This is a genomic window from Akkermansia sp. GGCC_0220 (genome assembly GCF_017566105.1).
GTDB classification, from domain to species: Bacteria; Verrucomicrobiota; Verrucomicrobiia; order Verrucomicrobiales; family Akkermansiaceae; genus Akkermansia; species Akkermansia massiliensis.
The window spans coordinates 77,729-101,462 of sequence record NZ_JABFCI010000002.1; the positions used below are offsets into that span (position 1 = coordinate 77,729).

The window sequence follows — 23,734 nt, forward strand, 5'->3', positions numbered from 1 at the left end:
CGGGCGTGCATGTTTACTTCTGAAGGGTTTTGTTGTAGGCGTCCAGCGCCTTGCGGAATTCGGAGGGCATGTCGTCCGCGGACATGCCGGTGGATTTGGGAACGGAGCGCGTTTCCGTAGCCATGTCCGGATTGGAAACGCCCTTCTCCTGGGTGGAGGCCATGTTGGATTTTCCGTCCGCTCCGTGTCCGGGATTGTTTCCCTTGCCTTTCTGGGAGCCGTTCTGTCCTTCTCCTTCGCCTTCTCCCTCCCCGTCCTGCTGTTCCGCAGACTGGGAATCGTTGTCCATGCCCAGTAGCTGGCGCAGCATGTCCATCAGGGCCTGTCCTCCGGGCTTGGGTTGTCCGCCGGCTCCGGTCATCTTGGCCTTGGCGGCCTGGTAGATCAGCTCAATCACGTCCGACTGGGCGGCCAGCGTCTGGCCGCCCGTATTGTAAACCTCCAGCAGGTCCACGGCGTCATTCATGGCATGGCGGCACTTTTTCAGCAGATCCACCACATTCTCGTTGGTTTCTCCCAGGATCAGGTCGGAGGTGTCCGCCTGGAGTTCGTCCTGTTGTCCGGCCAGCTTGGAGGCCGTTTCCTTGTGCTTGGCGGAATATTCCGGAGCGGGCTCCGGAGCGGCGGCGCAGGGCAGGGAAACTGCCAGAATCAGGGCGGAAAGGTTCACGGTATTCATGGGGCTGGCGCAGTAAGGGTTTTGCGGTGTTCCTGCTCGGCGGCGCGGGTGCGCATGCGGATGTCCTGTTCCTGCTGGATCATGCGGATGATTTTCAGCATGAACTCGAACTCGGCGTCGGAAATGGAGGCCTGGTCGCCACCGCCGCTTCCGCCTCCGCCGCCGCCGCGGCTCTTCTTGTAATCGTCTATCAGCTTGGCCCAGTGGCGCAGGGTGGAGGCATACAGGCGGGATTCGTCAATGGAGCGGGCCGTAATCGCGTTCAGGATGTTGCCGTGCACCAAGTCCAGCTTTTCGCGGAGGGAGAAGGCGTTCATCTGGTTGTACAGGTCGCTGTAAATGCGTTCCCCGGTGCGGGACTTGTAATAGCTGAGGTCTTCCAGAATCCAGCCGATGTCCTGCGTGGAGGCGTTTTGAAGGGTGGCGATGGTTTCCATCTCCCGTTTGGTGGAGGGGTCAAGTTCATCCATGGTCATGCCCACAATGATATTGATCTGGCCGGCAAGCGCGTTCGCGATGGAATCCTCCTTGGCGGCGGCCTGCTTGAGCCGCGCCACGAAGGTGCTGGCCTCCATGTCCTGCGCGGACTTGGAAAGCTGGTTCATGGCGTCTTTAAGCGCCTGGGTGGCGTCCGAATGGGAGCTCTCCCCGTCGTCCAGGTCCTTCCGGCTCTCCTGTTCGGAGCGGTTCTCGGAGGCGGAATCCCGGAACTGCTTCTGCGCCTTCTTCATGGGGCCGTTGGGAATGGGCTTGAGCATGGAGATGCCCTTCATGAACTCCTTCATGCCGGAGGGGTCTATCTGGGGGTTGCGGGAGGCCTCCTTGAACAGGTCCTCCGAGCGGTTGAGCAGGTCGCTCAATTCGCGCCTGTTGGTCTGTTCTTCATCCGCCAGGGCGTGCAGGCGTTCCTGGGACTCCGCCTTTTTCAATTCACTGCCTTCCATTCCTTTCAGGCGTTTCGCCTCGTCCGTCATGGCGTCCATGCGGCGGATCATCCCCTCCAGCTCGCTGGTGATGCGTTCCAGTTCATTGCGGATCATCTGGGCATGCTCTGATTTGGAAAGGACGAAGATGATCATGGGTTCCGAATAAACGCGTTTTCCCCCGGGCTTGTAATCCTGCGTGAACCCGCGCACGACGACGCGCTGGGGGGACAATTTCAGCGCCCTGGCCTGGAACAGGTACGTCCCTTTCAGGCTGGCCTGGGTGGGATGGCCGTCCGCCAGAACCTTTTCCCCGCGCAGGCCGGGAACGGGCTTGCCTGCCTTGGCCGGGTCCGGAGAGGCGGCGTTCTCTTCCTCATCGTCGTAAAAAGATTTTTCCCCCTGCCATTCCACCCCCATTTCCCGGAGGCCGAAATCGTCCGCCGCCTCCACCTCCAATTCAATGCTGGTGTCTTCCAGCACGTAGCGGTCATTCTCCCCTCCTCTCAGGTAAATGGAAGGCTGCTTGTCCTCAATGGGTTCCAGGCGTATCCGCACAGGCTGGGAGGTCGCAAGGCCGTCGCTGTCCGTCCAGGTGAGTTCTATTTCCCTGGGGTCTTTTTCCAGGCGGATATCCGGAATGACAACGCTGCTCCCTTCCACGCGGAGCGGCTTACCCTGCGCGTCCGCCGCGGATGCCAGGTTCTGGGAGGCAGTCACCTTCAACGTCAGCGTGGAGCCTTCCGGGGCGGAAATGACGCCTGCGCGCATGGCCTCCTGCCCGTCGGGGCGCGCCATATAGGCGGGGTAGGCCACGGTGGCCGTAGCGCCCAGCAGGGAGGGGCGGGCCTTCGGAATGATTTTCAGCCGCCGCACGACGTCTCCCGCGAAAAACTCCAGCCTGTCCGCCTGCTGCATGGGTGGAATGTGGATTTTATACGCGTCGTCCGTCAGGGGGGCCTGCTGGCGCACCCTGTTGCGGAAGAAATACTCCGCCGTCTGCGGGCGGGACTTGGTGGCGTTCGCCAGTTTGAGCTCATACAGGTAGCTTTCCCCCAGGGGAATGACCAGGGAATCCGGCGTAGGGTCCAGCTGGGTGAACGTATAGCGTTCCGGAGGATCGAACGGTTGGAGCCAGCGTTCCAGGGCGTTCCCCGCCGCTTCCGGGCTCACCAGGCATACGCCTGCCGTGCATAAGGCCAGGATGGCCAGCAGGACGAACAATTTCTTGTGGCTGGGCCTGGGGATATTCACCGTCAGATCCCGCGCGGACACTTCGCGGGCCACCTGTTCCATGGCGGCCGCTTTCAATTTTTCAGAACTGTACTGGCGCCCGTACTTTTCGGAATCCAGTTCGATGACGCCCAGGAGCCGGTCCCCCAGCGCCGCATCCGTCCGGGAAATCAGGCGCGCCAATTGGGCCTCCGTGCGCCTCTGCCACACCCACCGGAAGCTCCACCACGGGATAAACACCGCCAGGCCGGCCATGGCGGTGAAAAAAAGAATCCAGCCCACGGCGGAGGGCGTTTCCCACAATCTGTCGGAGAGGTACAGAAGAACGTAGGAAAGGATCACGGCAATGCCTGCAAGGCATACGGCTTCCAGCATCTTAACCGTTCTGAGGCGGCGGCGGAAGGAGTGAAGCTGCCTGATCAGCTGGGCAGGAAGTTTGACGGTAGTTGAAGGGGGCATGCTTAATCCCGGTATTTACGCTATTTACATCGTTTTTGCAAGCTCGCCGCGCGTGATGTGGCAAATTCGCGTTCATTGGGCTTGGAGTGTTTTTCTCGCTGGACTTTATAGTTTGATTTCCTAAAATAACCCTGCGCTTTAAATCTGGCCTGGTTTGCGCATGACTAAAAACCAACATATTAGGCCTTACCCATTGACTTCGCCATGCAACAGGGAAACAAAACAACGGCTCCGGAGGTTGACTTCGGAGAATTCGCACCAGCCACATACGCCGAATGGCGTGAGGCAGCCGTCGCTGCCTTGAAAGGGGCTGACTTTGACAAGAAGCTTTTTACCAAGCTTGTGGAGGGAATCACTCTGCATCCCATCTATAACAAATGGGATGAACACGCTCCGGTGGCGCCTGCCGGGCAATTCCCGTACCGCCGCGGAACGCGCGCCCTGGGCTATATGGAAAAGCCCTGCGAAATTGCCCAGAGCATTCCCGCCTCCACTCCGGAAGATTTCAACGGCAAGCTTCTGCACGATCTGGACCGCGGCCTCACTGCCGTGAACGTCCAGCTCAACTGCAAGTGCGGCTTGAAGCTGCGCAAGCAGGCCGACTGGGATACCGCTCTCAAAGGTGTGCAGCTTGACAAGCTGCCCGTGTACATCACGCCCGGCTCCTGTGGTCTGGGCACCTTCTCCATGTTCCTGAACACGTACAAGGCGGCCGGATTCAACACGGCGGACCTCAAGGGCGGCGTTCTGTACGACCCGGTGGGCAAGGCCGTGATGAAGGGCTCCCTCTGCGGGGGAAAGGGCATCTGCGCCTACTATGACCAGATGGCGGTGATGACCAAATGGGCCGTCGCCAACGCTCCCGCCTTCCAGACCATCGGCGTCAGCGGACTGCCTTATGCGGACTCCGGCGCTTCCTCCTTTGAAGAAGTGGGCTCCATGCTCTCTACCGCTGTGGCCTACCTGCGCGCCATGGAGGAACGCGGCATCTCCGTGAATGAAGCTGCCGCGCACATGCGCTTTACGGTCTCCATTGGAGCCAACCTGTTCCTGGAAATCGCCAAAATCCGCGCCCTGCGCGAACTCTGGGCCATCATCGTGAAGGAATGCGGCGGCAGTGAGGAAGCTGCCAAAATCAAGCTTCATGCCCGCACCTCCTTCTGGACCCTTTCCAAGGTGGACCCGTGGGTCAACCTTCTGCGCGGCTCCGCCCAGGCCTTCTCCGCCATCATGGGCGGCGTAGACAGCATTGACGTGCTGCCCTTTGACGCGGCCGTGCGCATGCCAGACGAATTCTCCCGCCGCATCGCCCGCAACTGCCCGCTGATTCTGCTGGGCGAATGCAACCTGGACAAGGTAGTGGACCCCGCCGGCGGTTCCTGGTACCTGGAAAACCTGACGGACGAAGCCTCCCGGAAAATCTGGGACGTCTTCCAGGGCATTGAAAAGGAAGGCGGCATCATCAAGGCCCTCAAGGCCGGCTCCATCCAGAAGAAGGTAAACGCCACCGCCGCCAAGCGCTATGAACTGGCGGACCAGCGCCGCCAGTCCATCGTGGGTGTCAACCAGTACGTCAACCTGGCGGAGAAAAAGCTGGAAACGCCGGAAGGCGCCGCCTGCGCCGCTCCCAAGGGACACGGCTGCTGCAAAAATGCGGACGTGCAGCTCCCGGAAGTGGAAATGAGCGTGGACTCCGCCTGCAAGGCCGCCAGTGAAGGCTTCTCCACCTGCCTTATCAACAAGGCTCTCGTGGCCGGCGCCGACTGCAAGTGCGGCGAACCGCTGGAAATGGAAGCCCTGCCGAAGCGCCGCCTGGCGGAACGCTTTGAATCCCTGCTTGCCAAGGCCGATGCCTGGGTGGAGGAAAAAGGCTCCCGCCCGATGGTATTCTTCGCGAACATGGGCCCGCTGCGCCAGCACAAGGCCCGTGCGGACTTCTCCCGCGACTTCCTGCGCGCCGGCGGCCTGGACGTGGTTTACCCGTCCGGCTTCCAGACCCCGGAAGACGCGGCCAGGGCGGCTGCGGAAAGCGGTTGCGCCGTGTGCGTGATCTGCTCCACGGACGACACCTATCCGGAAATCGTTCCCGCCTTCTGCAAGGCGCTCAAGGAAATCAAGCCGGACATGATGGTGGCCCTCGCCGGTTATCCGGCCGACCATGTGGAAGCGTTCAAGGAAGCCGGCGTGGATATCTTCATCCACGTCAAGGCCAACTGCTACAACACCGTTGAAGCTATCCAGAACAAGATCGGCCTCTAACAACCACCAACCTATTTCATTCAATGAGCAATATTCCTGATTTTGCATCCGCCTCCTATCCTGAAATCAAGGCCGGCGCCCCGGCCACGCCTTCCGGAACGGAAACCTGGATGACCAATGAACAGATTCCCGTGCCGCCCACCTACTCGGAAAGCGTGTACGACGACTGCCTGCACTTGGACTTCACGGCCGGTGTGGCCCCCAACCTCCGCGGACCGTATGCCACCATGTACGTGGCTCGTCCCTGGACCGTGCGCCAGTATGCCGGCTTCTCCACGGCGGAGGAATCCAACGCCTTCTACCGCCGCAACCTGGCGGCGGGCCAGAAGGGCCTCTCCATCGCCTTTGACCTGGCGACGCACCGCGGCTATGACTCCGACCACCCCCGCGTGGTGGGTGACGTGGGCAAGGCCGGCGTGGCCGTGGACTCCATCCTGGACATGGAAATCCTCTTCAAGGGCATTCCGCTGGACAAAATGTCCGTTTCCATGACCATGAACGGCGCCGTGCTGCCCGTGCTGGCCTTCTACATCGTGGCCGCCCAGGAACAGGGCTGCACGCTGGACCAGCTCTCCGGCACGATCCAGAACGACATTCTCAAGGAATACATGGTGCGCAACACCTACATCTATCCGCCTGATCCCTCCATGAAGATCATTGCGGACATCTTTGAGTTCACCTCCAAGTACATGCCCAAATTCAACTCCATTTCCATCTCCGGCTACCACATGCAGGAAGCCGGCGCTACGGCGGACCTGGAAATGGCGTACACGCTTGCGGACGGCCTGGAATACGTGCGCACCGGGATCAAGGCCGGCATTGACATTGACGCCTTTGCCCCGCGCCTCTCCTTCTTCTGGGCCCAGGGCAAGAACTACTTCATGGAAGTGGCCAAAATGCGCGCCGCCCGCGTGCTGTGGGCCAAGCTCATCAAGCAGTTCAACCCCAAGAACCCGAAATCCCTGGCCCTGCGCACGCACTCCCAGACTTCCGGCTGGTCCCTCACGGAGCAGGACCCGTTCAACAACGTGACCCGCACCTGCATTGAAGCCCTGGCCGCCGCCTGCGGCCACACGCAGTCCCTGCACACGAACTCCCTGGACGAAGCGATCGCCCTGCCGACGGACTTCTCCGCCCGCATCGCCCGCAACACCCAGCTCCATCTTCAGGATGAAACCACCATCTGCAAGGTGATCGACCCGTGGGGCGGCTCCTACTACGTGGAATACCTGACCAATGAGCTCATCCGCAAGGGCTGGGCCCACCTTCAGGAAGTGGAAAAACTCGGCGGCATGGCCAAGGCCATTGAAACCGGGCTGCCCAAGATGCGCATTGAAGAAGCCGCGGCGCGCCGCCAGGCCGCCATTGACTCCGGCAAGGAGCCCATCATCGGCGTCAACAAATACCGTCTGGAACAGGAAGCCAAGATGGACATTCTGGAAGTGGACAACACCACCGTCCGGGACGCCCAGATCGCCCGCCTGCAGAAGCTGCGCGCGGAACGTGACTCCGCCGCGTGCGAAGCTGCGCTGGAAGCCCTGTCCGAATGCGCCCGCACGGGGGAAGGCAACCTCCTTGACCTTGCCATCAAGGCGGCCAAGGCCCGCGCCTCCCTGGGTGAAATCTCCTCCGCCCTGGAAAAACACTTCGGGCGCCACAAAGCACCAATCAAACTCATTACCGGCGTGTACGCTCAAACCTATGGTCAAGATCCGCTGGTGGAGGAAGTCCGCAAAATGACGGACGACTTCGCCGAACGCACGGGGCGCCGTCCCCGCATCCTCGTCGCCAAGATGGGCCAGGACGGCCACGACCGCGGCGCCAAGGTGGTCTCCTCCGCCTATGCCGACCTCGGCTTTGACGTGGACGTAGGCCCGCTCTTCCAGACGCCGGAAGAAACCGCCAAAATGGCGATTGAAAACGACGTGCACATGATCGGCATGAGCTCCCTGGCCGCCGGCCACAAGGTGCTGCTGCCCGCCCTGGTGGAGGAACTCGCCAAGCAGGGCCGTCCGGACATCCTGGTCTTCTGCGGCGGCGTCATCCCCGCCCAGGACTATGACTTCCTGAGGGAACACGGTGCGGTGGCCATCTTTGGCCCGGGCACCAACATCCCGGAAGCCTCCAAGGAAATCATGGAAGCCCTCAACGAACAATACGCCGACTAAGGCCCTCGTTGGAAAAACAGCCTCAATCATCAGGGAGCCGGATCACGGGATCCGGCTCCCTTTTTTGTGAGCTCCCCGGACTCTCTCCATAGGGAGCTTTCATCCGGAATGGCAGTAAATGGACCTGATGGACAGAATGGACTTAATCTTTACTTTGTCCATGAAGTCCATGAAGTCCATTTCCGCGGCAATGGAACAACACTGCCTCCACAGAACCCTCTGGTCCAAAACCCCCCTTTTCTTGCTTTTGCATTGCCCCTTGCGGTCAAATTCCGTAGTCTCGTCCCGCCGTGAGCCGCACCTACCGCCATTGCCTGGACTGCAAAAAGGGATTGATTCCCGCCCATACCGACATCTTCCGCGTGATTGACGGGGAAGGGGACGGGCGCCTGGGCGTATTTGTGGACCAAATGGGGGACCGTGTTCTGGTCTCCACGCGGGACTGCCCCATCCCCACGGATTTGGAACGCGAACTTCGTGAACTGGGCATGCCCGTATTCCACAAAAAGCTGGAACAGAACCAGAAAGAAGCGCCCGTGCAAATAGCCGGACCGGAACTCCCCCTGCAATTTACGGTGACGGAGCAGGGCGTGCGTTTCAAAATAGACATGTCCACCGGTTATTCCCAGGGAATCTTTCTGGACCAGCGCGACCACCGCCGCCAGGTGAGGGAACGGAGCAGACCCGGCATGAGGGTGCTGAACACCTTCGCCTATACCGGGGCCTTTTCCGTATATGCCGCCCTGGGAGGGGCTCAGACGACCACGCTGGACCTGGCGCAGCCCTGCCTGGACTGGGCCAGGGAAAACTTCAGCCTGAACGGCATTGATCCCTCTACCCAGTACTTCTGCAAGGGGGACGTGTGCCGCTGGCTGGAACGGTTCGCCAGGCAGGGCCGCTCCTTCCACGGCATTATTCTGGACCCGCCCACGTTCTCCCGGGATGACCGGGGACGGGTGTTCCGGGTGGAATCCCACTACGGGGAACTGGTGGCCCAGGCGCGCGAATGCCTGGAACCCGGCGGCTGGATGCTGTGCACCAGCAACTGCCGCAAGCTGAGCCATGAGGACTTCCGCAGGATGGTGGCGGAGGCTCTTCCCGGCTTCCGGCTGACCCATGATCCCATGCCTCCGGACTTCACCGGAGAGGATTATCTGAAAAGATTGTGGATAGATTGGAAATGAATATTTTATGAAAAATTTTCCTCACCTCCGCTGACGCATTTTATCCTTTTGAAAGCCCTCCCGGTCTGGTAGGAAACCGCCCAATTACTTTTTCTATGAAAAAACTAGCCTATGTTGTGGGACTCTTCGCGCTTACGTGCGCCCCTCTGCTTGCCGCCCTCTATGAAAACCTGGAGGTGGGAATGGACAAGGACCAGGTGCTGAAAACCCTGAGGCAGAGCAAGCAGCTTGAAGGGCCGCCCACGGACGCCCTCCTTTCACGCACCGGCCTCAACGGCGTATTTAAGACCAAACAGTCCATCGGCGGCCAGACCTTTTCCCTGAACTTTGACTATGACCCCTCCGGCGGCTTGAGGGCCGTTGTCTTCTACTCCCGGAGCAAATGCCGCGGTTCCGAGTATGAAACCAAATTGAAATCCGCCTACAAGGCTCTTCTGGTGGGCCTGACGGAAAAATTCGGGGAACCGGCGAACATGCCGGAATGGGTGGCCAAGGAATCCCTTCAGGAAGGCCGCATCCAGTACATGCACATGTGGAGGGTATCCCCCGGCGTCTTCCTGATGTCCGGCCTGGGCAACATGGGAGCCATGGAAGGGTATTTCCCCCTCTTCCGTTTTTCCGGGCCGTCCGGCATGCCCCCCGCCTCCAAAAGGGACCGGGATGAACTGAAAAGGGAATGGGCCGCCATCCCTGAATTCCCCGGCTTGAAGGAAGCCGAGCTCCACATCTCCGATGCCGTGCGCGCTATGGGCTCGAAAAAATATGAGGACGCTTTTGAATGCTTCCAGCAGGCGGCGGAACTGGGCAGCCCCCGCGGCTACTGGGGCATGGCGTTCCTGTATGATCTGGGCAAATACGGCGTGAAGCGGGACAAGAAAAAAGCGGACGAAATGCACCGCAAGGCCGGAGCTGCCGGCTATGCCCCCTCCGCCTCCAAATTCGGAGCCACGTGGCCGGATGCGGCGCGGGCCCTGGGCCTGTCCGCCGCGGAAGCCCGGGAACAATCCCGCATACGCCACCGGGCGGCGGCGGAAGGCTATGCCTCTGAGCAATACAACCTGGGCGTGATGTACCAGACCGGCTTTGGACTGCCCAAGGATATGGCCAAGGCCCGGGAATGGTTCCAGAAAGCGGCGGACCAGGATGACGTGCAGGCCAAAAGCATCCTGAAAAAACTCCAGTAACTCTTTTTCCAATCCATTACTATCATGAGCCTATACGCACAACAACTCGTTCGCTACCCTGAACTGGGCATCTCCCTTGACTTTTCCAAACTTCCTCTGGACGACGCCTTCCTGTCCTCCATGCAGGGGCGGATAGACAGGGCATTCGCCGACATGAAGGCGCTGGAATCCGGCGCCATTGCCAACCCGGATGAAAAACGCATGGTGGGCCACTACTGGCTGCGCAACTCCGCACTGGCTCCCACGCCGGAACTGAAAGCCGCCATTGATGGACCTCTGGCGGACGTCAAGGCCTTTGGCCAGGATGTTCTGGACGGCAAAATCACGCCTCCCCGCGCGGAACAATACTCCGCCGCCCTCGTCATCGGCATCGGCGGTTCCGCCCTTGGCCCGGAACTGGTGGCGGACGCCATCCCGGCCGCTGGGCTGGATATGTTCTTCCTGGATAACACGGACCCGGATGGCATGTACAGAGTGCTGGAATCCCTGCCGCTGGAAGAAACGCTCGTCGTCGTCATCTCCAAATCCGGCGGCACGCCGGAAACCCGCAACGGCATGCTGGTGGCCCAGGACTTCTTCAGGAAGAACGGACTGGAATTCGCGCCCCAGGCGGTTGCCGTCACGGGGGTGGGCTCCAAACTGGACAAAACGGCTGAAGCGGAAGGCTGGCTCAAGCGCTTCCCGATGGAAGACTGGGTGGGCGGCCGCACGTCCGTCATGTCCGTGGTCGGCCTGGTTCCCGCCGTGCTTCAGGGCGTGGACGTGGATGAACTGCTGGAAGGCGCGCGCCTGATGGATGAAAAGACCCGCCAGGACTGCGTGAAATGCAACGCCGCCATGAAGCTGGCGCTGGCCTGGTACAAGGCCACCAACGGCAAGGGGGAAAAGGACATGGTGGTTCTCCCCTACAAGGATGCCCTGGTGCTCTTCTCCAAATACCTTCAGCAGCTCATTATGGAATCCCTCGGCAAACGGCTGGACCTGGATGGCAACGAAGTCTGCCAGGGCATCTCCGTATACGGCAACAAGGGCTCCACGGACCAGCACGCCTATGTGCAGCAGCTCCGCGACGGCGTGAACAACTTCTTCGCCACCTTTATCGAAGTGCGGGAATGTTCCGCGGACGCGGTGGAAGTGGAAGCGGGCGCCACCTGCGGAGACTTCCTCCAGGGCTTCCTGCGCGGCACCCGCCAGGCGCTGGCGGAATCCGGCCGTTCCTCCATCACCATCTCCATTCCGGAAGTGAACGCCAAAACGCTCGGCATGCTGATCGCCCTGTTTGAGCGCGCCGTCTCCTTCTATGCCTCCCTCGTGAACATCAACGCCTACCACCAACCCGGCGTGGAGGCCGGCAAAAAGGCCGCGGGGACCTTCCTGGCCCTGCTGGGGAAAGTAAGGGCGGCCCTTGGCTCCACCCCGGAAACCGCCGCCCAGGTAGCTGCCCGGCTGGATGCGGACCAGGAAGCCGTGTACCACTGCCTGGTGCATATCGCCTCCAGTGATTCCTCCGTCAAGTGGGTCCAGGCCGCCTGCGCGGATGAAGACACCTTCTGCAAGGCGTAAAAATAAAAAACATATTCCTTCCGGCGGACGCTTATCTGGTTGATAAGCGTCCGCTTTTTATTTACAAGGACTGCCGCCGCTGCCGGCGTCCTCGTGAATCCTTAAAGCTGTCTTGAAGAACCCCAACTTCAGGCGGAGACTTATACGTTCCGAAAAACTCGGATTAATTTAATATTCTCTCTCAAAATCATGAAACCTATTCTTCTGGCGGGAAGCTCCTTGCTGGTTCTTTCCTCCTGCTCCATTACCCAGGAAAGCCCTGTGAACATAAAAGGCCTTTCCAACGTTTTGTCCTCCACAGCCTCGCAAGAATTGCAGAGGGCGGGGGAGGAAGCATGCCGCAAGGCCGGGTACAGCAACTTCAGTTCCAATATTCTGGTTTTTTCCACGGATGTATCCTACCATTTTACGGGCCGCGCAATCCTGGACATCGACCGGGTGACAAGGAAGCAAATTCAGGATATCTGTTATATTTCGGAACCTCCCAATGTGCGGATCAAGGGTAAAATGACGGTAGCCCGCACCCGGAACTATAGAATCCCGGGGATCATTCTTCCATTACTCCGTTGGACGGGCGGCACCATTTATGTGGAATGTCCCGTAGATATCCTTTATTACGAGCCGGATTCCTCCTTCCGGGAATCGCTTTGAAAAATGCAGCCGGGAGCACGGAGACGGGGAGAAAAAGCGGAAGATATTTTTCCCTAAAAAACATAAAAAACATTTCCGTTTTCCGTACAATTTCGAGTTGACAAAGCGAGGGGCGGCGGGCATCCTTACTCGACCCTAACTCGCTATCGGGTCTTTTGTTGGCTCCTGTGGTTGATGTTTGGGCAGAATCATTAATTCGACTACAACAATCGATATGTCCACCAATTCCTGCGCATGCAGCGCATCTACTGACAAATTCGTCTATTCCTTCGGCGGAGGGTCCGCCGACGGCAATGGCAGCATGAAAAATCTTCTGGGCGGCAAGGGCGCCAACCTTGCGGAAATGGCCCGCATTGGCCTTCCTGTTCCTCCCGGATTCACCATCACCACGGAGGTCTGCACTTACTACTACGATCACGGCTGCACCTATCCCGCCCAGCTTGACGCGCAGATCAAGGAAGGCATTGCCAGGATGGAACAGATCCTGGGACGCAAGTTCGGCGATACGGAAGCCATGCCCATGCTGGTAGCCGTACGTTCCGGCGCCCGCGAATCCATGCCCGGCATGATGGACACGATTCTAAACCTCGGCCTGAATGAAAAATCCGTGGAAGCCATGGTAAAGGCCACCGGCAACCCCCGCTTCGCATGGGACTGCTACCGCCGCTTTGTCCAGATGTACGGCGACGTGGTGCTGGGCGTGCAGAAGAACCCGGATGAAGACCACGAACCCTTTGAAGCCGCCATCGCCGCCATCAAGGAAGAACGCTACGGCAACGCGGACGTGGAAGACACCAAGCTCTCCGCGGATGACCTGAAGGAACTGGTCTCCCGCTTCAAGGCGCTGGTGCTGGAACGCACCGGCCATGAATTCCCGGAATGCCCCTGGGAACAGCTTCAGGGCGCCATCGGCGCCGTGTTCGGTTCCTGGAACAATGACCGCGCCATCGTTTACCGCCAGAAATACGGCATCCCGTCCGAATGGGGCACCGCCGTCAACGTGCAGGCCATGGTGTTCGGCAACACGGGTGAAGAATCCGGTTCCGGCGTGGCGTTCACCCGCAACCCCGCCTCCGGGGAAAACGAATTTTACGGTGAATTCCTGATGAACGCCCAGGGTGAAGACGTGGTGGCCGGCGTGCGTACGCCTGCTCCCGTAGCGGCCCTTCACGACGTGATGCCCGCCGCCTTCAATGAACTGATGCGCATCCGCGAAGTGCTGGAAAACCACTTCCACGACATGCAGGACTTTGAATTCACCATTCAGGACCGCACCGTGTACATGCTCCAGACCCGCAACGGCAAGCGCACCGGCGTGGCCGCTTTCCGCATCGCCTGTGAAATGGTGGAGCAGGGCCTGATCGACTGGAAAACCGCCGTGCGCCGCATCCCCGCGGACCAGGTGGACCAGCTGCTGACCCCCATCTTTGACCGTGAAGCCATCAAGCAGGCCAAGATGCTCACCCGCGGCCTTCCCGCCGGCCCCGGCGCTGCCACCGGCCGCATCTACCTGAATGCGGAACGCTGCGTGGAAGCTGCGGACAACGGTGAAAAAGTGCTCCTGGTCCGTCTGGAAACCTCTCCGGAAGACCTGCGCGGCATGATTGCTGCTGAAGGCATCCTGACCGCCCGCGGCGGCGTTTCCTCCCACGCGGCCCTCGTTGCCCGCCAGATGGGCAAGGTCTGCGTCTGCGGCGCTGATGAAGTCATCGTGGACTACAACAACCGCACCGTCACCGTTGGAGGCATGACCTTCAATGAAGGCGACTACATGTCCATCGACGGAACGAGCGGCCTGGTGTACGCCGGCAAGGTGGAAACCTCCCCCTCTGAAATCATCCAGGTGCTGATCTCCAAGACCATGAAGCCGGAAGACAGCCGCACCTACCAGAACTTCGCCAGGCTCATGCAGTGGTGCGACGACTGCACGAAGATGAAAGTGCGCACCAATGCGGACTCCCCCAAGCAGACGGAAACCGCCATCGCCTTCGGCGCTACCGGTATCGGCCTCTGCCGCACGGAGCACATGTTCTTTGAAGGGGATCGGATCGACTTCGTCCGTGAAATGATCCTTTCCACCAAGAAGAGCGACCGCGTGGCCGCCGTTTCCAAGCTCCTTCCCTACCAGAAGGGCGACTTCAAGGGCATCTTCAAGGCGCTCAAGGGCCTGCCGGGCACCATTCGCCTGCTGGACCCGCCCCTGCACGAATTCCTTCCCCAGACGAAGGAACAGCAGCTTGACCTGGCTCAGAAAATCTGCATGCCCGTGGAAGTCATCATGCGCCGCGTGGCTGAACTCCACGAGTTCAACCCGATGCTCGGCCACCGCGGCTGCCGCCTCGGCATTGCCTATCCGGAAATCACGGAAATGCAGGCCCGCGCCATCTTTGAAGCCGCTGTGGAAGTCTCCCAGGAAGAAGGCTTCGCCGTGGTGCCTGAAATCATGGTTCCCCTGGTGGCTTTCAAGAAGGAGCTGGACATCCAGAAAGCCATCATTGACAAGGTGGCCAAGCAGGTATTTGAAGAAAAGGGCGCCAAGGTGGACTACCTCGTCGGCACCATGATTGAAATCCCGCGCGCCGCCGTCACGGCTGACGAAATCGCGGAAACCGCCCAGTTCTTCTCCTTCGGCACCAATGACCTGACCCAGACGGGCCTGGGCATGAGCCGCGACGACTCCGGCTCCTTCCTGCCGCAGTACCAGGAACTGGAAATCATCAAGAAGAACGTCTTCGCCTCCATCGACCAGGAAGGCGTCGGCAAGCTGATGAAGATTGCCGTGGAACTCGGCCGCTCCACCCGTCCGGACATCAAGCTGGGCATCTGCGGCGAACACGGCGGCGACCCTGCTTCCGTCAAGTTCTGCAACACGCTGGGCCTGACCTACGTGAGCTGCTCCCCCTACCGCGTCCCGACCGCCCGTCTGGCCGCCGCCCAGGCAGCTTTGGAACAGGCGTAAGCCTTTTTTGTTAAGGGTTAATAGACAGCCCGTGGTTCTCCGGAACCACGGGCTTTTTTGTGGAGACGGGGGAGGGATGGACTAAAGGGACTTGATGGACGGAGTGGACCAAAATATTAAATAAGAAGATTATTTGCCTCTGTGTTTGCGCTGTTCCAGCCGTGCGCGGGTCATGCGTTCACGGATGCCGCCGTTCTGCATGAAATCCTTTTCCTGGGCTTGAATCAATTTAGCAAGCAGGCCAAGGGCTACGTTAATGAGGATAACGGCTGTATTTGCTCCAAAATGGTCCGGGCGGAAATTCCTGTGCTTGCCCACCCACCGGATAACTTCCTGTGCGGAAGAAAACCTGGCCCTGATCAGCTCTTGCGCGTAAAGACTGTTGTTTTCCCACTGTTCCAATCCCCGCTGGCGCAGATAGGAAAGGTAGTCTTCCTTTAGTTCCTGAAGGCTTCCCTTGGCAATTCCCGTCAGTTTCAATTCAGACGCTTTGCTGACTCCTGAATCCACGCTCCCTTCCGCGATATTCTGCATGCCGGAACGGGCTGCCTGAACCATCTGGTCATAAGTCCGGCCTTGATTTTTCACGTATTTATTGCAGAACCGGAACGTGAAATCATAAATGATCTCCGCAACCCGGTATACCACCAGATTCCGGTATCCTCCATGCTTGGGAATAAATCCATGAGACATTCCGTCCATGGAGTTCATCCTGTTCATTTATTCCCATTTTGTCCATTAAAATAAATAAACTCCAAATTTTCTCCTCACCCCTCCAGCGCCCTCTTCAGCAGCTTCCGGTATTCCCCCGCCGGAACCTCGTACGTGCCGAACTTCAGCAAATGCGGCGTAGTCCACTGCGTATCCAGAAAAAGGAACTGGTGGGCCCGCAGGTACTGAACCAGGGCTACCAGGGCAATCTTGCTGGCATCCGTTTTCCGGTGAAACATGCTCTCCCCGAAGAACGCCTTCCCCAGGGAGACCCCGTAAAGGCCCCCCTGCAATCCTTCCTCATCCCAGCACTCCACGCTGTGGGCAAAGCCCATCTCGTGAAGCCTGCCGTACACTTCCTCAATCTGCCCGTCTATCCATTGTTCCTCCGGTTCGTCCGTCCGGGCGCAGGCATGGACCACATCCGGAAAAGCGGTATCCATCCGGAGTTCAAAAGGTTTTTTATTCAGGACGCGCTTGAGACCGTGAGGGATGTGGAAGCGTTCGTCCAGCGGAATCAGGGCGCGGGGATCCGGTTCGTAAAAGGAAATTTCTCCCGTTTCCGGGTCCGCCATGGGAAAACACCCCTGGCAGTAGGCGGAAAGAACCAGTTCCGGTGTCAGTCTGGGATTCATCTGATTTGGTCCAGCAGTTTGCCTAGAATGGGGGAATTCAGGGCCTTGCGGTCCGGGGAGGCCATGGGCAGCTCGTGCACCTTGTCCAGAGGAACCAGTTCCTCCCCCTCCAGAAAAGCCGGGGATTCCGCCACATGGTGGATGTAGCGGGTCACCTTGTAGCGGGTGACGCTGTAGGTCTGTTTCAGCACATGGGGCAGGGAAAGGGTGTGGTCGTCCTCCCGCTGGGGGAAACGGTACATGCCGGCGTGGCGCTTCCCTTCCGGGCATCTTGCCAGCAGGATGGATTTACCGCGGAGGTAGAGAACGTCGTGGTGTTCCACCCGGGTAATTTCCGGCTTGGGATTCTTGACAGGCAGCATTTCCGGCTGCTCCGCGGAGCAGAAGGAGCGGACGGGGCAGAGCAGGCAGTCCGGCGCGCTGATCCTGCAGTAGGTCTGCCCCAATTCCATGATGGCTGAATTGAATTCGCGGGCATGTTCCGGATCCACCAGATTTTCCGCGCGGGTCCACAGGTACTTCAACCCTTCCGTGGAATCCACAGGCACGGAATAATTGTCAATGCGGGCCAGCACGCGCGCCACATTGGCGTCTACGATGGGGGCGGCCTTGTTGAAGGCGAAGGAAAGCAGGGCCCCAGACGTATACGGGCCGATGCCCGGCAGGCGTTTCAGCCCTTCCGGGTTGTCCGGGAACTCTCCGCCGAATTCGTGGACAATCTCCCTGGCGATGGCCTGGAGGGAACGCACGCGGCGGTAATACCCCAGCCCCTCCCAGGAGCGCAGGGCCGTCTGTTCGTCCACGGAGGCCAGGTGCCCGGGAGTGGGGAACTGGCGCATCCACCGTTCATACCTTCCCAGAACGGTGGGAATGGTGGTCTGCTGCAGCATCAGCTCGGAAACCAGGATGTGCCATGGGTCCGTGGTCCGGCGCCACGGGTAATCCTTCCCCTCCCGCCGGAACCACTCCACCAGCGCGTTCCGGAAAGCCCGGATGTCAAAATCGGGTTTGGTGTCAGGCATGCTTTTGTTCAAGGGCTTGGCGCATGACGGAAATGTCCGGCTTGATGCCGAACCAGCGTTCAAAGGAAAGGGCCCCCTGGTGAATCAGCATGGAGAGGCCGTTGGAGACCCTGGCTCCCTGGAAGCGGGCTTCCATCTGGAAAGCGTCGTCATGCGTCTGTAAATCATACACCAGGTGGTGGGCGGAAAGCAGGGCGGACGGCACGGGGGACGGGTCCGTAGGTTTCAGGCCCAGGGACGTGGCGTTGACGATCAGGTCCGCTTCCGCCACGGCGGAATTGAACCGCGGCGTGTTGTTCAGGTGGGCCGCCAGACGGTCGGATGGTCCTTCCAGCCTGTGTTCGTCAATGAAAAAGGAACTCAGTTTGTCCTTAAGGGCCTGGAGCTTTTCTTCTGACCTGCCTGCCAGCGTCAGCCGCTCGCAGTGCTGCATGGCGCAGGTGTAGGCCAGGGCCAGCCCGGCCCCGCCGCAGGCGCCCAGAAGCACCACCTTCAAATCGCGCAGGTCCACGGAAAATTCTTCCCGGATGGCGCGTCCAAAGCCCGGACCGTCCGTATTGAAGCCGGAAACGGAGCCGTCCTTTTGAAAGACGAGCGTATTGACGGAACCCGTAGCGCGGGAGAGGGCGTCCGTATCATGGCACAGGGAGCAGGCGGCCTGCTTGTGGGGCACCGTGACGTTGGCTCCCAGGAATCCTTTTTCCCGGAGCAGGCGCACCACGTCCGCAAACTCTTCCGGAGAAGCCTGGATGCGGATGTAGCGCGCACGGATGCCCGCGGCATCCAGAGCGGCCTGCTGCATGGCGGGAGATTTGGAATGGGCGATGGGGAAGCCGATCACGGCCAGTCTGGCGGGAACGGATTCTCCGGCATCAAACGGATGTTCTTCATCCAGAAGATCGGCCAGGGTGTAGTAGGGTTTCATGGAAAGATAGAGGAACGGGCTCAGGCGCTCACGCTGTACTATGAATGAAATTACGCCGGATTTCAAGGCAAACGCCTATCATTCCTTCTTCCGGGTGGTTTTTTGCCTCATAGTCCGGAACGCGTGGGGGAGGCGCTTTTTTCTGCCGCACGCCGGACGGGAGGTCAGCAGTTGATCCCGGCTTTCTTCGCCTGGCTGCATAGCTGCCTGACGTGAAGACGGTACATTTTCCCGTCTTTGATGAAGTTTGTCCCGCATTGCCTGAATTCAAAATGAACCTTGCTCCGGATGCATTGTTCCCGGATGGATAAGATCCATTCATAATTCAGGGGCCTGGCGCAGCTGTTGGATTCTCCGCCTGCGACGACCAGTTCAATCTGGTTCAAATACGGGGCCAGGTCCACCTGCTCAAGAAGCGGCTGGCAAATGATGTTTTTATGCTTGATGGGAAGCTTGTTGAAGATGGGGAGCCTGAAGTCCGCCCTGTCCTGGTTTTCCACCGTGCAGCCTATGGTGACGTTGTCATAGCCGTCCGCCCAGTCACCGGGGATGCATTCCATGAACCGTTCAATTCTTTTGGTCAGGAAAATAAAGTTCAGGTCCCGGCGTTCCCGGATCATATCCCAGCATTCGCCGCGCCATGGGTCCGCCTCCCGGATGAGAAAATCCGTGGAGAAGCCCAGATACACGGTCTGGCCGGGTTTCATTCTGTAATCTCCCTTTTTATTCTTCAGCACGGGGGCATGAAAATTGTCTGTTTTCACGATCTCGTCCGTATTCATTCCCCTCCGTCTGTCGGCTTGATGAATATAACAGAATTTGCACCCGGCGCTGTACCGGTGGCATCCGCGCCATGGGTTCCACATAGCCATTTGATTGATTCTGATGGATTGGAGCTGGGGAAAGCATCAGCAAGGCGGAACCCGGAAGCTGGCCGGGTTCCGCCTTGAAATAACAGGTACGGGAATAATCCGCTTATTCCCCGCAGCCGCCATCCTTATACCCGCAGGAGCGGCAGGACTTGCACTTGCCGTCCTGCACGTAGGCCAGGGAATGGCACTGCGGGCACAGGGAAGCGCCGTTAAGCATGGTGCCTTCCGGCGCCTTGCCGGCGGCGGGAACCTCCGGCAGCGCCGGGGTTTCAAGGTGCACCGGGGCGGTGATGATGCGGGGGGGCAGCACGCTCACCGTGGTGTCCGGAGCCTGGCCGGGCAGGCTGACGCTCGGGATGGAGAACACGTCCCGCAGGCGGTAGCCGTTGCTTTCCGGGAAGAGCCACGCCAGAATCTTGGCGATCAGGTCCACCACGGAGGCGCAGGAACGGATTTCCGTGCAGGTATCCGCCTCCGTATCGTCCCCCACGCGGCAGAAGCCGGAGGGCTCAAAGGAGTAATTGCGGAAGCCCTTGACCACTTCCTTGAGCGGCACGCCGAACTGGAGGGCCGTGGAGAGCAATTTGCAATAGGCTTCAAACATGCCGGAGGCGAAGGAGCCCACTTGGCCCAGGCGGCCGAAGACTTCCCCGCAGGTACCGTCCGCATACACGCCCACCGTCAGGTAGCCCGTGAGCTGGCCGCCCACGGAGAACTTCACGGTCTGGCCCAGGCGGCGGCCGGGCAGCTTGCGCTGGCGCGGCTTGGACGCTTCCGCAATAATTTCGTCAATGGCTTCCGTTCCGGCGTTCACCAGCTGTTCCCATACATGGTTGGCCTTGAACATGCGGGTTTCTGGCGTGTCCACCACGTAAACGGCGTTCGCCTTGGAGCCGGCGCGGAAGATGGCGATGCACTTCACGCCCAGGTCATGGGACATGATGAGGGAATCGTAGACTTCCTGCACGGTGGCGGAGACGGGCATGTTCACCGTCTTGGAGCACGCCCCGGAAATGAAGGGCTGGAGGGCGCCCAGCATCAGCACGTGGCCGGCGGGGGAGATGGCGCGGATGCCGTTGCCGTTGGTGGCGGCGCAGTCAAAGACCGGAAGATCCTTCTTGTCCAGCCACGGGATGGACTCAATGTGGGCGGAGCCATTGATGACGGTCAGTTCATCCGCCGTCAGCACGGACATGTTGGCCGGGTTGCTGATATAGGCCACCTTTTCCTGGATTTCACTGCGGGATTCCGTGCCGGAGAGCAGGCGGCGCCACGCGAGGCGCACGGGTCCGGCCTGGTCGTTGCAGGGGTCCACGATGAGCTGGTTCACGACGGCGTCCATATTCCCCTGGAACGCGGAAATCAGGCCGTCCAGGCCGGCCACTTCCAGGGCGGCTTCATTGACGAAGTCTTCCGCATAGCCCAGGGAGCGCAGGCCTTCCAGGGCCAGGCGGTTGAACATTTTCAGGGAGCCTCCGCCCGCAAGCTGCTTCCATTTCACCAGCGTGTAATCCGGTTCAATGGAGGTGGTGCCTTCATCATAACAGCCCAGCGGGGCGGAGATGGTGCCCGTGGGGGCCATCACGGAAACGAAGGCGTTGCGGTGCGCCGTAGCCTTGGCGACCTTGGCCCACATCCCGGAGGCGGCTTCCGCCAGCTTGGCGGCGGGGGCGATGCGCTCCTTGTTCATCAGGGTGGGAGCCTTGAAGCTCTTGAGATAGGCGTGCAGGGCGTAGGAGGCGGTCAGCCCCTGCGCTTCCGGCAGCACTCCGCCGGCGTTGGCGATGATGTTCTCAATCAGGTCGTCCAAAGTCTTGGAATCCTTCTGGGCGGGCAGGGCGGTCGCCAGCTTCTGGGCCGCGTTATGCAGGCGCAGCACGGCCAGCAGGTCCTTCTTGCTGGCGGGGTATTCCACGTAGGAACCCAGCTCCGCGCCCATCTCCGCGGACGCCGTCCAGCAGGCCGCCGTCAGGGCGCTGCAAAGCTGGGAGGCAATCCAGCGGCCTTCGTCGGAATCGTACGGAACGCCCAGCGCCATCAGGGAGCCGCCCACGTTGGCGAAGCCGATGCCCGTGGTGCGGTACTTGTAGGTGCCTTCCGCGATTTCTTCAATCGGGAAGCCGCCGCGTTCCACGTTCAGGTCCGCGCAGACCATCGCCAGGCGCGCGGCATGGGTCAGGGCGTCCGCGTCGAAGACGGGCTTGCCGTCCTCATCCTTCGTCAGGAAGCGGTAGGCGTTGAAGGAGGAAAGGTTGCAGCTCGTATTGTTCAGGAAGACGTACTCGGAGCAGGGGTTGGAGGTAGTGATGGAGCCGATGGACTTGACGGGGTTCCAGAGGTTGATCACGTCATTGTTGTGCACGCCGGGCTCCCCGTTGTCCCAGATGGACTTCGCCATGGCTTCCAGCAGTTCCTGGGCCCGGAAGGTCTGTTCAATGTGGGCCGGGTTCGTGACCCAGCGCGTGTAGGTATTGCCGTTGTTGGCGAGGGCCTGCCAGAAGTCGCCTTTCAGGGAGACGGAATGGTTCGCGTTCTGGTGGGAAAGCGTTTCCCCGTACAGCAGGGCGTCCATGTGCGGGTCAAAGCTGTTCCGGGTAGCCAGGGGCAGGGAAAGAATGAGGCGCGCGGCGGCTTTTTCCGCCGGGGTTCCCGCCACCAGCTTGGTTTCCGCAATCTGCTTCAGCTCCACATGCACGTTATGCTCGCGCAGGATCACCTTGGCGATGTCTTCCTGGCGGTTCTTCGTGCTGATGAACTCGAAAATGTCCGGGTGGTCGCTGAACATCAGCACCATGCGGGCCGCGCGGCGCGTCTTGCCTCCGGACTTGATGGCTCCGGCCATGCGGTCCCAGCCGCGGTCAAAGGAAATGGGGCCGGAGGAGCGGCCCTTGCCGCTGATGGGCTCCCTGGAGGAACGGAGGGTGGAAAGGTTGATGCCCACGCCGGAACCGGACGCGAAAATGCGGCCTTCCGTGGTCAGGTGATCCAGGATGTCCTCCATGCTGTCCCCCACTTCCGTCAGGAAGCAGGCGGAGCACTGGGGATATTCATACGTGGACTGGACCGTGAAGGTCTTCAGGTTGTTCTTGGTGCCCTTGGTGTGGTAGGCCTTGTTGCCGTGGCCGGTATAGCTTTCCCGCAGGTCCGGGCGGCCCCAGCGCCACTGTTCCCAGTGGCCGATGTTGAACCATACGGGAGAGTTGGGAGCCCAAATCTGCTGCACCAGCATGGCCTTGATTTCCTCGTTGAAAATCTCCGCGTCCTCCAGCGTGGCGAAGTAGCCTTCCTCCCAGCCCCATACGGTGTAGGTGTTGGAAATGCGGTCGTAAATATTGCGGAAGCTGTCTTCATATTCCAGGGACCCCGGTTCACTGCCGAAAAGGTACTTGTCCGCCGTGATCTTGACGGCGTTGTCATCCCAGTGCGCGGGCGCTTCCAGGCCCAGGCGCTCGTAAATGGTCTTGCCGGTCTTCCAATCCATGATGCGGACGTCGCGGCGGGTCCAGTCCACTTCATCATAGGGATGGACTTCGTTGTGGGAAAATCTTCTGGTGAATTTCAGACCGCCCAGAAGGTCCTTCCTCTGAGGGAGGATGATTTCCTGTCCTGTACGCAGTTTGAGTATGGTTTGCGAGTTGTCTATAGTCATGGCTTGCGAAGTAGAAAGCGTTTGGGAGAAATCCCGTGAGGCAGCGCTCCGTCGCGGGGTTGGGGCGGCGCGTAGCGTTTGCATTATCTACTGAAAAATAATCGCGATGAAAAGGAAATATTGTACAGTCTTTTTTTCTGTATCCCACATGTTGTGCTTTATCCCGGTTTCCGAGAAATTTTGCTCCTGTCTTGCGTGAATTTTTTTTGTCTGCCTGACACTCCATTTTTTTTGCTTGACGGGCGCCTTCCTGCAGAACGTTATTCGCCTCTCCCGGAGGGGGCTTTTTCATGGGAAACCCCCGGCAATAAGAAGGCGTTAAGGGGCCGGATGGATGGATATTGCAGCGTGTATTTCCTGTTATGTAAAAATTCCTGTTGATTATTACCAGTGAATGAATTTTGTTGATTAATAACATGGTAAAGCATCTGATGTCCATGCCGGTTTTCTATCCGGTTGGGAGCGGCCTCCTTCTGCTCCCCTTCATAAGGGCGCCGCTCTTCACCCATCCGGCAAAAAGTCGTTCCGGAAAACTCTCAACAAGCCCTTTTAAAAAACATGGGACAACATTCCTGGGCTTGAAACGAATGCCTGCCTGCTACGGATTTTACGGATTAAAAAATGGCTTCTCCCTTGTTTTTTAAGGCGGGAAGCATGA

General features: G+C 59.5%; 16 protein-coding genes. 8 read left to right on the top strand and 8 right to left on the bottom strand.

The genetic code is table 11. The features are described from left to right. Positions 1-13 precede the first annotated feature (13 nt). Complete coding sequence (locus tag HJW02_RS01915) at positions 14-679, bottom strand: hypothetical protein (RefSeq protein ID WP_022396073.1); 666 nt, start codon at positions 677-679, stop codon at positions 14-16. Beyond that, complete coding sequence (locus HJW02_RS01920; RefSeq protein ID WP_102722305.1) at positions 676-3,294, bottom strand: hypothetical protein; 2,619 nt, start codon at positions 3,292-3,294, stop codon at positions 676-678. Before HJW02_RS01920 ends, HJW02_RS01915 begins: the two co-directional genes overlap by 4 nt. A gap of 204 nt (positions 3,295-3,498) precedes the next feature. On the opposite strand from HJW02_RS01920, the gene HJW02_RS01925 reads away from it, so the two are divergent. The 7 genes from HJW02_RS01925 to ppdK all read left to right on the top strand — a co-directional run bounded on the left by HJW02_RS01925 (position 3,499) and on the right by ppdK (position 15,262). Continuing rightward, positions 3,499-5,553, top strand: a complete 2,055-nt coding sequence (locus HJW02_RS01925) for a methylmalonyl-CoA mutase family protein (protein WP_102722304.1) — start codon at positions 3,499-3,501, stop codon at positions 5,551-5,553. Positions 5,554-5,576: 23 nt separating this feature from the next. After that, positions 5,577-7,721: a methylmalonyl-CoA mutase gene (scpA, locus tag HJW02_RS01930; protein WP_102722303.1), complete on the top strand. Its 2,145-nt coding sequence runs from the start codon at positions 5,577-5,579 to the stop codon at positions 7,719-7,721. A gap of 290 nt (positions 7,722-8,011) precedes the next feature. Continuing rightward, positions 8,012-8,905 carry a class I SAM-dependent methyltransferase gene (locus tag HJW02_RS01935; RefSeq protein ID WP_102722302.1) on the top strand — a complete coding sequence of 298 codons (894 nt, stop codon included), beginning with the start codon at positions 8,012-8,014 and terminating at the stop codon, positions 8,903-8,905. Positions 8,906-9,000: 95 nt separating this feature from the next. Beyond that, positions 9,001-10,089 (top strand): tetratricopeptide repeat protein, encoded by a 1,089-nt coding sequence (locus HJW02_RS13990; protein WP_102722301.1) that lies wholly within the window; start codon positions 9,001-9,003, stop codon positions 10,087-10,089. 24 nt (positions 10,090-10,113) lie between these two features. Continuing rightward, the gene (locus HJW02_RS01945; RefSeq protein WP_102722300.1) at positions 10,114-11,652 is read left to right on the top strand and encodes a glucose-6-phosphate isomerase; all 1,539 of its coding nucleotides are present in this window, start codon (positions 10,114-10,116) and stop codon (positions 11,650-11,652) included. Positions 11,653-11,841: 189 nt separating this feature from the next. Beyond that, entirely contained in the window at positions 11,842-12,303 is a 462-nt protein-coding gene (locus HJW02_RS01950; RefSeq protein WP_102722299.1) for a hypothetical protein, read from the top strand. Between the two features lie 214 nt (positions 12,304-12,517). After that, the gene (gene ppdK / locus HJW02_RS01955) at positions 12,518-15,262 is read left to right on the top strand and encodes a pyruvate, phosphate dikinase (RefSeq protein WP_102722298.1); all 2,745 of its coding nucleotides are present in this window, start codon (positions 12,518-12,520) and stop codon (positions 15,260-15,262) included. Between the two features lie 129 nt (positions 15,263-15,391). Here ppdK and HJW02_RS01960 read toward each other — a convergent pair whose 3' ends face one another. The 6 genes from HJW02_RS01960 to HJW02_RS01985 all read right to left on the bottom strand — a co-directional run bounded on the left by HJW02_RS01960 (position 15,392) and on the right by HJW02_RS01985 (position 23,076). Next, entirely contained in the window at positions 15,392-15,955 is a 564-nt protein-coding gene (locus HJW02_RS01960; RefSeq protein ID WP_205597331.1) for a four helix bundle suffix domain-containing protein, read from the bottom strand. Positions 15,956-16,029: 74 nt separating this feature from the next. After that, positions 16,030-16,608, bottom strand: coding sequence for a leucyl/phenylalanyl-tRNA--protein transferase (gene aat / locus HJW02_RS01965; protein ID WP_022398223.1), 579 nt, complete (start codon positions 16,606-16,608; stop codon positions 16,030-16,032). Further along, positions 16,605-17,630, bottom strand: a complete 1,026-nt coding sequence (locus HJW02_RS01970; protein ID WP_102722297.1) for an A/G-specific adenine glycosylase — start codon at positions 17,628-17,630, stop codon at positions 16,605-16,607. The genes aat and HJW02_RS01970 overlap by 4 nt, the downstream gene beginning before the upstream one ends. Then, positions 17,623-18,555 carry a shikimate dehydrogenase gene (locus tag HJW02_RS01975; RefSeq protein ID WP_102728820.1) on the bottom strand — a complete coding sequence of 311 codons (933 nt, stop codon included), beginning with the start codon at positions 18,553-18,555 and terminating at the stop codon, positions 17,623-17,625. Before HJW02_RS01975 ends, HJW02_RS01970 begins: the two co-directional genes overlap by 8 nt. A gap of 164 nt (positions 18,556-18,719) precedes the next feature. Continuing rightward, positions 18,720-19,427, bottom strand: coding sequence for a DUF5131 family protein (locus tag HJW02_RS01980; RefSeq protein ID WP_102722295.1), 708 nt, complete (start codon positions 19,425-19,427; stop codon positions 18,720-18,722). A gap of 103 nt (positions 19,428-19,530) precedes the next feature. Beyond that, entirely contained in the window at positions 19,531-23,076 is a 3,546-nt protein-coding gene (locus HJW02_RS01985; protein ID WP_102722294.1) for an adenosylcobalamin-dependent ribonucleoside-diphosphate reductase, read from the bottom strand. A gap of 416 nt (positions 23,077-23,492) precedes the next feature. On the opposite strand from HJW02_RS01985, the gene HJW02_RS01990 reads away from it, so the two are divergent. Beyond that, a complete protein-coding gene (locus tag HJW02_RS01990) occupies positions 23,493-23,720 on the top strand; it encodes a hypothetical protein (RefSeq protein WP_146018201.1) in 228 nt (75 codons plus the stop codon). Positions 23,721-23,734 lie beyond the last annotated feature (14 nt).

What these genes read in the sequence shown, in the direction of transcription:
- HJW02_RS01960 (WP_205597331.1), bottom strand. Translation starts at nt 15,955, where the DNA reads ATGTCTCATGGATTTATTCCCAAGCATGGAGGATACCGGAATCTGGTG.
- HJW02_RS01985 (WP_102722294.1), bottom strand. Translation starts at nt 23,076, where the DNA reads ATGACTATAGACAACTCGCAAACCATACTCAAACTGCGTACAGGACAG.
- aat (WP_022398223.1), bottom strand. Translation starts at nt 16,608, where the DNA reads ATGAATCCCAGACTGACACCGGAACTGGTTCTTTCCGCCTACTGCCAG.
- HJW02_RS01970 (WP_102722297.1), bottom strand. Translation starts at nt 17,630, where the DNA reads ATGCCTGACACCAAACCCGATTTTGACATCCGGGCTTTCCGGAACGCG.
- HJW02_RS01975 (WP_102728820.1), bottom strand. Translation starts at nt 18,555, where the DNA reads ATGAAACCCTACTACACCCTGGCCGATCTTCTGGATGAAGAACATCCG.
- HJW02_RS01925 (WP_102722304.1), top strand. Translation starts at nt 3,499, where the DNA reads ATGCAACAGGGAAACAAAACAACGGCTCCGGAGGTTGACTTCGGAGAA.
- HJW02_RS01990 (WP_146018201.1), top strand. Translation starts at nt 23,493, where the DNA reads ATGGTAAAGCATCTGATGTCCATGCCGGTTTTCTATCCGGTTGGGAGC.
- HJW02_RS01980 (WP_102722295.1), bottom strand. Translation starts at nt 19,427, where the DNA reads ATGGCTATGTGGAACCCATGGCGCGGATGCCACCGGTACAGCGCCGGG.
- ppdK (WP_102722298.1), top strand. Translation starts at nt 12,518, where the DNA reads ATGTCCACCAATTCCTGCGCATGCAGCGCATCTACTGACAAATTCGTC.
- HJW02_RS13990 (WP_102722301.1), top strand. Translation starts at nt 9,001, where the DNA reads ATGAAAAAACTAGCCTATGTTGTGGGACTCTTCGCGCTTACGTGCGCC.
- scpA (WP_102722303.1), top strand. Translation starts at nt 5,577, where the DNA reads ATGAGCAATATTCCTGATTTTGCATCCGCCTCCTATCCTGAAATCAAG.
- HJW02_RS01945 (WP_102722300.1), top strand. Translation starts at nt 10,114, where the DNA reads ATGAGCCTATACGCACAACAACTCGTTCGCTACCCTGAACTGGGCATC.
- HJW02_RS01915 (WP_022396073.1), bottom strand. Translation starts at nt 679, where the DNA reads ATGAATACCGTGAACCTTTCCGCCCTGATTCTGGCAGTTTCCCTGCCC.
- HJW02_RS01950 (WP_102722299.1), top strand. Translation starts at nt 11,842, where the DNA reads ATGAAACCTATTCTTCTGGCGGGAAGCTCCTTGCTGGTTCTTTCCTCC.
- HJW02_RS01920 (WP_102722305.1), bottom strand. Translation starts at nt 3,294, where the DNA reads ATGCCCCCTTCAACTACCGTCAAACTTCCTGCCCAGCTGATCAGGCAG.